This is a genomic window from Stenotrophomonas sp., from assembly GCF_032056425.1.
In the GTDB taxonomy this organism is placed as follows: Bacteria; Pseudomonadota; Gammaproteobacteria; order Xanthomonadales; family Xanthomonadaceae; genus Stenotrophomonas.
In genome coordinates, this window is the sequence record NZ_DAMBCN010000058.1 from 1 (window position 1) to 6231 (window position 6231).

General features: G+C 65.4%; 7 protein-coding genes and 2 pseudogenes. 1 reads left to right on the forward strand and 8 read right to left on the reverse strand.

Features of this window, described 5'->3' with window-relative positions; translation table 11 throughout:
* The 4 genes and pseudogenes from RTY46_RS19355 to merT all read right to left on the reverse strand — a co-directional run.
* A pseudogene (locus tag RTY46_RS19355) lies at nucleotides 1–393 on the reverse strand (Tn3 family transposase); the annotation flags it as partial.
* Nucleotides 394–417: 24 nt separating this feature from the next.
* The gene (gene merA, locus RTY46_RS19360; protein WP_003098932.1) at nucleotides 418–2106 is read right to left on the reverse strand and encodes a mercury(II) reductase; all 1689 of its coding nucleotides are present in this window, start codon (nucleotides 2104–2106) and stop codon (nucleotides 418–420) included.
* A 10-nt stretch (nucleotides 2107–2116) separates the two neighbouring features.
* On the reverse strand, nucleotides 2117–2404 hold the full coding sequence (gene merP, locus RTY46_RS19365) for a mercury resistance system periplasmic binding protein MerP (protein ID WP_003116826.1): 288 nt from the start codon (nucleotides 2402–2404) through the stop codon (nucleotides 2117–2119).
* 12 nt (nucleotides 2405–2416) lie between these two features.
* The gene (merT, locus tag RTY46_RS19370; RefSeq protein WP_003116827.1) at nucleotides 2417–2767 is read right to left on the reverse strand and encodes a mercuric ion transporter MerT; all 351 of its coding nucleotides are present in this window, start codon (nucleotides 2765–2767) and stop codon (nucleotides 2417–2419) included.
* Nucleotides 2768–2838: 71 nt separating this feature from the next.
* Here merT and merR point away from each other — a divergent pair, with 71 nt between their 5' ends.
* Entirely contained in the window at nucleotides 2839–3246 is a 408-nt protein-coding gene (gene merR / locus RTY46_RS19375) for an Hg(II)-responsive transcriptional regulator (RefSeq protein ID WP_003098939.1), read from the forward strand.
* 261 nt (nucleotides 3247–3507) lie between these two features.
* Here merR and RTY46_RS19380 read toward each other — a convergent pair whose 3' ends face one another.
* From RTY46_RS19380 to RTY46_RS19395, 4 genes and pseudogenes are all read right to left on the reverse strand, one after another.
* Entirely contained in the window at nucleotides 3508–4332 is an 825-nt protein-coding gene (locus RTY46_RS19380; RefSeq protein WP_003098941.1) for a hypothetical protein, read from the reverse strand.
* A 288-nt stretch (nucleotides 4333–4620) separates the two neighbouring features.
* Nucleotides 4621–4899: a hypothetical protein gene (locus RTY46_RS19385; RefSeq protein WP_003116828.1), complete on the reverse strand. Its 279-nt coding sequence runs from the start codon at nucleotides 4897–4899 to the stop codon at nucleotides 4621–4623.
* Nucleotides 4900–4996: 97 nt separating this feature from the next.
* Nucleotides 4997–5734 carry a hypothetical protein gene (locus tag RTY46_RS19390; RefSeq protein WP_003116829.1) on the reverse strand — a complete coding sequence of 246 codons (738 nt, stop codon included), beginning with the start codon at nucleotides 5732–5734 and terminating at the stop codon, nucleotides 4997–4999.
* Nucleotides 5735–5817: 83 nt separating this feature from the next.
* Nucleotides 5818–6231: pseudogene (locus RTY46_RS19395) on the reverse strand (hypothetical protein); the annotation flags it as partial.

A 6231-nucleotide genomic window follows, 5' to 3' on the forward strand; every position in this document is an offset into this window, starting at 1 on the left:
TGCGGTCGTGCAGGTCGATGATTTCGTCGGTGACGGTGGCCATGCCCTCGATGGCGAGCGCACCAGGGTCGCGTAGCGGCGCTGTGCCTCGAACTTGGCCAGATCGGCGGGCGTCATCTGGCCGCCTTCGCGGGCGATCTTGAGCAGGCGGTTCTGGTGCACCGACCGCTCGATGCCGGAAGGCAGGTCGAGCGCCTGCCAGGCTTTGAGGCGCTCGATGTGTTCGAGTATGTGGCGCGAGTTCGGCTTGACGGGCGACTGGCGCAGCCAGGCCAGCCAGGTCGTCTTGCCGTTGTCGTGGCGCTTGAGCAGATCGTCGAGGCGGTGCCGGTGGGTGGCCGACAGGGGATCGGACAAGGCCGCGTAGATGCGGCGGTTGGCGCGGCTGTAGGCGTTCATCGAACACCTCCCTTTTCCTCATCCGGCGCAACAGGACAGTTGCTTCACGTCCTTGTTGAAGGTCTGCGCCGCGAGCTTCAGTCCCTCGACCATGGTCAGGTAGGGGAACAACTGGTCGGCCAGCTCCTGCACGGTCATCCGGTGGCGGATCGCCAGCGCGGCCGTCTGGATCAGTTCGCCCGCTTCCGGCGCGACCGCCTGTACGCCGATCAGCCGCCCTGAGCCAGCTTCCGCCACCAGCTTGATGAAGCCGCGCGTGTCGAAGTTGGCGAGCGCCCTCGGCACGTTGTCGAGCGTCAGCAGCCGGCTGTCGGTCTCGATGCCGTCGTGGTGCGCTTCCGCCTCGCTGTAGCCCACGGTCGCCACCTGCGGATCGGTGAACACCACCGCCGGCATCGCCGTCAGGTCCAGCGCCGCGTCGCCGCCGGTCATGTTGATCGCGGCGCGCGTGCCGGCCGCCGCCGCCACATAGACGAACTGCGGCTGGTCGGTGCAGTCGCCGGCAGCAAAGATGTGCGGTGCGCTCGTGCGCATGGCGCGGTCGATGACGATGGCTCCCTGCGCATTGACTTCGACGCCTGCCGCTTCAAGGTTCAGGCTGCGCGTGTTCGGCGCGCGACCGGTGGCGACCAGCAGCTTGTCGGCGCGCACTTCCCCCTGCCCGGTGGTGAGCACGAATTCCCCGCCCGCATAGGCAACGTGGCTCGCCTGGGTGTGGTCCAGCACCTCGATGCCCTCGGCGCGGAAGGCGTCTGTTACGGCTTCCCCGATGGCCGGGTCTTCTCGGAAGAACAGCGTGCTGCGCGCCAGGATCGTGACCTGGCTGCCCAGCCGGGCGAAGGCTTGCGCCAACTCGACCGCCACCACGGAGGAACCAATCACGGCCAGCCGCTCGGGGAGCGAGCTGCTTTCCAGCGCCTCGGTGGAGGTCCAGTGGGGTGTGTCCGCAAGGCCCGGGATTGGCGGAAGCGCCGGGCTCGCGCCGGTGGCAATCAGGCAGCGGTCGAAGTTCACCTCGTGCGTGCCGCCGTCAGCGGTCGCCACGGTCAGCGTGCGCGTGTCCCTGAACCGGGCCTCGCCGCGCAGCACGGTGATGGCCGGAGTGCTTGCCAGGATGCCTTCGTACTTGGCATGGCGCAGCTCCTCGACGCGGCCTTGTTGCTGGGCCAGCAGCCGCTCGCGCAGTACAGCGGGCGCTGCGGCCGGCAGGCCAGCATCGAACGGGCTTTCGCGGCGCAGGTGGACGATGTGCGCGGCGCGGATCATGATCTTGGACGGCACACAGCCGACATTGACGCAGGTGCCGCCGATGGTGCCGCGCTCGATCAGCGTGACGCGGGCGCCTTGCTCCACGGCCTTCAAGGCAGCCGCCATCGCCGCGCCGCCGCTGCCTATCACAGCCACGTGCAGCGCTTGTTCACCGCCAACATGCTTCGTTTCGCCACCGAGCCAGCCCAGCGCCTTGTCTAGCAGGCCGGCAGGCTTGTTCGGCGTGTCGGTAAGCCGTGCGCGATAGCCGAGCGTGGCCACTGCGGCAACCAGCGGGGCCACGCTCACGCCTGCATCCGCCTCGATTTCGGCCTGCCGCTGCGGATAGGACACCGAGGCCGCGCGCACGCCGGGCACGTTCGTCAAAGCCTGCTGGACGTGCTCGGCGCACGACGTGCAGGTCATGCCTTCGATGTGGAGGGTGATCGCCTCGGCCATGATTACGCCCTCACTGCTTGACGCTGGACGGGTAACCCGCGTTTGCGGTGGCCTTGGTCAAGGCGTCGGCATTGGTCTTGGCCTCGTCGAAGGTGACGACGGCCTCCCGCTTCTCGAAGCTGACTTCGGCCTTCTCGACGCCGGCGACCTTGGACAGAGCCGTCTTGACCGTGATCGGGCACGCGGCGCAGGTCATGCCGGGCACCGACAGGGTGACGGTCTTGGTGGCAGCCCAGGCGGGCGCGCTTAGAGCGGCGGCCAGGGCGATGAGGGTGGTGAGGGTGGTGAGTTTCTTCATGGTGATCTCCTTTCAGTAGAACAGCGGCAGGACGTAGGGAAACGCGAGGGCAACCAGAACCAGGGCGGCCACGATCCAGAAGATCACCTTGTAGGCAGTCCGCACTTGGGGCACGGCGCAAACGTCGCCGGGCTTGCAGGCATGGGCTGGTCGGAAGATGCTGCGCCAGGCGAAGAACAGCGCGATGAGCGCTGCGCCGATGAAGATCGGCCGATACGGCTCCAGCACGGTCAGGTTGCCGATCCACGCGCCAGAGAAGCCGAGCGCGACCAGGACAAGGGGGCCGAGGCAGCAGGCCGAGGCGAGGACGGCCGCGACGCCGCCGGTCGCCAGTGCGCCGCAGCCGTTCTTGGGTTCCGACATAAGGTTCTCCTTCCGGGACTTCGCTTGATGCTGTAACGTTACTTCCGTAGTCAACTACGGAGTCAAGCGCCATGGAGAACGCTCAAGAGAATCTGACCATCGGGGCCTTCGCCAAGGCAGCCCGGGTCAACGTGGAGACGATCCGCTTCTATCAGCTCAAGGGCTTGCTACCCCAGCCGGAGCGGCCCTACGGTCGCATCCGCCGCTACGGGCAGGCGGACGTGGCGCGGGTGAAGTTCGTGAAGTCAGCCCAGCGCCTGGGATTCAGCCTGGATGAAGTCGGCCAGCTCCTGAAACTGGAGGACGGCACCCATTGCAGCGAGGCGGCCGAACTGGCTGCTCACCGGCTGGCCGATGTGCGCGCACGCATGGCGGACCTCACGCGGATGGAAGAGGCCCTGTCGACGCTAGTGAGAGAGTGCAACGCGCACCATGGCAATGTTTCCTGCCCGTTGATCGCAGCTTTGCATTGCTGCTAAAGGGCCCACTTCGGCTCTTAGCGTACGATTTTTTTCCGTTTTCTGAGACGACCCCTGATTGGCGATGGCTTCGGTCAGCACGGGGCGCAGGTCAGCGCCTTTGAATCGCAGTGACATGGATGAAATCTCCTGTGTGGAAGAATGAGAAAGGCCTCCATCCGATGGGATGAAGGGCCTGTAGTGCACGCGGCCGGAACGGCTGGAACGCCGTGGCGGATGCCTCGGGTCAGCCGCAGGACCGCCCGGTTTCGCTGCGGGGCGTCATGCCGGGACGGCCTGGCGCTTGCGGGCCGCTTTCGCGTCGAGGATGCTCACGTCGATCTGGCGCCAGCGCCCGTCGTCGATGAGCCTCTCCAGCACTTCGCCGAGCATGTCGAAATACACCTCGTCGTGCCGATCGACCAGTTCGACCGATTCACCGTTCTGACGGTGCAGTTCCACCACGTAGGTGTCTCCGCCGCGGTCGTAGAGGATCGTCACCCGGCCCTCGAACTTCGCGGTCGAGACCGTGAAGCTGATCGCCGGCGGGGTCTCGATGATCTTGGAGGGCGTGGGATCGACCCAGGTGAAGTCGCGGGCACCGGCATCCACCAGCATGTGGGTGATGCGCCGGAAGCGATCGGGGGCCGGCATCTCCTCCAACTGCTCGATGAGCTGGCCCAACTCCATGCACTGCGGCGTGGGAATGGGCAGCTTGGCCGGCGCCGAGCCGAGGATGTGCCTCGTGATGGTGTACGGCGTGCCGTCCGAAGTCTCCTCGGTGATGACCTCCGGCGTGTCCGCGCGCAGTCCGTCGAAGCGACGACGGGCATAGGGTTGGACATGCACCTTGGCGCCTTCGGCAGGAACCGTGGTCACCAGGCTGGGATCGAGCACCGCGAACTCGGAAGGCTTGAGCTTGACGACGATGGCATCGTCGGTCGCGGCGACCACCTTGCCGTCGAAGGGTTGGGGGTCGATGGCGAAGCCCAGCGTTGAGGACAGCGGCTGATCATCGAACACGCGGTACTTGAACGACCGCACGTTGCGGGGCACATGGCCTGCGACCAGCGAAGGCATCATGGATTTGATGAGGGAACGATCCATGGGGAAACTCCTTGAGGAAAAACAAGGGATTCCCCGCCCGCAAGGGAGAGGTCCCTTGTGGGTGGCGTGGATGGACGCGGTAGGTCCGTAGGAAGAAACGACCAGCACGGTTTCCCGCGCTTGCAGCCTCGAAGGTCTCGACTGCCTGGGCATGTGCCGGCAACGCCGACGAACATGGGGCAAGCATGGCCCTGGGGCGGTCTGCCTGCCCGCAGGAAACGGCACCGCACCACAACCGTTTTCCTGTGCTGCGGGCAAGAAAAAGCCCCTCGAAAGGGGCTGGAGGAATCAGGCTTGGTACACGAAGTAGTGCTCGCGCTGACGCGGAAAGAACACGTGTTTCCACGTGTCGCCGCTTGTGTTGCCACCGTCGAAGACGACCATTTCGTAGTCGTCCACGTCGGTGTCCACCAGGTCGGCGCTGGCGATATGGCGCATGTGCAGCGTGCCGCTCATGCGCTCGAATACCAGGATCTGGCCGATGGCATCTTCCTGGCTCATGGCGTTGACGCAGGCTCCGAGTTGGTGCTCGAAGTCGGATGCGGGTGTGATGAGGTCGGGGAACATGGGATCGCTCCTGTGAAAGTGCGCCGGCCCGGCTCTCTGGCGGGAGACCGGGCCGGCATGCGGTGAGGACAAGGAAGGCCGGGGATGTGTGTGGCAGCTATTCGCCGGCCAGCGATAGGCCCGGCAACACGGGTGCGTCGGCATCGAGGATGAGGATGCGCACGTCGGCCTGGCCGGCCAGTTCAAGGATCTGTGCCAGCTCGTCCGGCATGCCCTTGCTGCGGTGCTCCTGCCGAAGCTGCTCGGCGGCGATCCCCTCGACGTCCTGCAGGTGCTGGTCCGTCCAGGGCGTGGAGATCAGCTTGACGCCGATCGCCGGGCTGTAGGGAATCCGGAACGCGATGAACAAAAAGGCCTCCGGCGTCGCGAGGTCAGCCAGGTTGGCCAGGTACTGGCCGGTTTCGCGGCTGATGTGCGCGCTGCTGATTTCCCAGCACCGGCTGTAGTAGCCGGTCTCGAAGCTCAACCGCTGCACGACTTCCCGTGCGGCCTCGGCCGAATAGGTGTCGCCAATGTGGACGGGGCGGCCGTCGAAGTCGTCGCCGTGGATCGCGTACACCACGGCACCCACCATGCCTTCGCCGCTGCCCCCTTCAGCCGCGTCGCATTCGGCGATCAGTGCGGCGCCGACAGGTTCGGTGCCAGTCCTGACCACCGCGAAGTCGCTGGTGATGATGCAAGGAGAAGAAACCAGCGCCGCGTCGCAGAGGTGCTGCTGGCTCGGGTGGATGTTTCGCCAAACATGCGGGCTTCCGTCCTCGTAGCTGATGGACAGCGTGCGGACGATTTTCAGATTCCAGTAGCCGCGTAGAAAGGGATTGGGATTCTGGGACATGGGATTTCTCCAACAGAATAATGATGGAGCAAATCCCCGCCACCGGGAATTGACCCCGGTGGGTGGAAAGAAAGGAAACAGCGTCAGGTGACGCTGATCGTTGGCGTTTGGGCCAATCGCTCGGCGACGCGCCGGCGCAAATTCATGCGGAATGGCTCGTCGCTGACGCCCGCCAGCAGATTGATGGTCTCCAGCGCGATCAGGGCCGAAGCCTCTTCGATGTCGGCGGCCACAATGGTCTTGCGCAATTGGTCGCCGAGCTGGAGGGCCTGGGAGGAGGAGCTGATGAAGCGGACCTCGCGGCTCAGGTAGCAGCCGTTGCCGCCGAACTCGAACAGCCGCGGCTTGCTGCAGTACCAGCAGCCCTCGAACTGGATGGCGGTCAGGTGGTGCCCGTCATCGAACCGGGTGGCGATCAGAAACAATGCGTCGAGATCGGCGGTGTCCTCGAACGAATGACGGTCGATCAAGTTCCCCAGCTCTTCGTCCTCATCGGC

Excerpts from the sequence above, each read along its gene's own strand:
- merA (WP_003098932.1), bottom strand. The coding sequence starts at position 2,106 with ATGGCCGAGGCGATCACCCTCCACATCGAAGGCATGACCTGCACGTCG.
- merP (WP_003116826.1), bottom strand. The coding sequence starts at position 2,404 with ATGAAGAAACTCACCACCCTCACCACCCTCATCGCCCTGGCCGCCGCT.
- merT (WP_003116827.1), bottom strand. The coding sequence starts at position 2,767 with ATGTCGGAACCCAAGAACGGCTGCGGCGCACTGGCGACCGGCGGCGTC.
- merR (WP_003098939.1), top strand. The coding sequence starts at position 2,839 with ATGGAGAACGCTCAAGAGAATCTGACCATCGGGGCCTTCGCCAAGGCA.
- RTY46_RS19380 (WP_003098941.1), bottom strand. The coding sequence starts at position 4,332 with ATGGATCGTTCCCTCATCAAATCCATGATGCCTTCGCTGGTCGCAGGC.
- RTY46_RS19385 (WP_003116828.1), bottom strand. The coding sequence starts at position 4,899 with ATGTTCCCCGACCTCATCACACCCGCATCCGACTTCGAGCACCAACTC.
- RTY46_RS19390 (WP_003116829.1), bottom strand. The coding sequence starts at position 5,734 with ATGTCCCAGAATCCCAATCCCTTTCTACGCGGCTACTGGAATCTGAAA.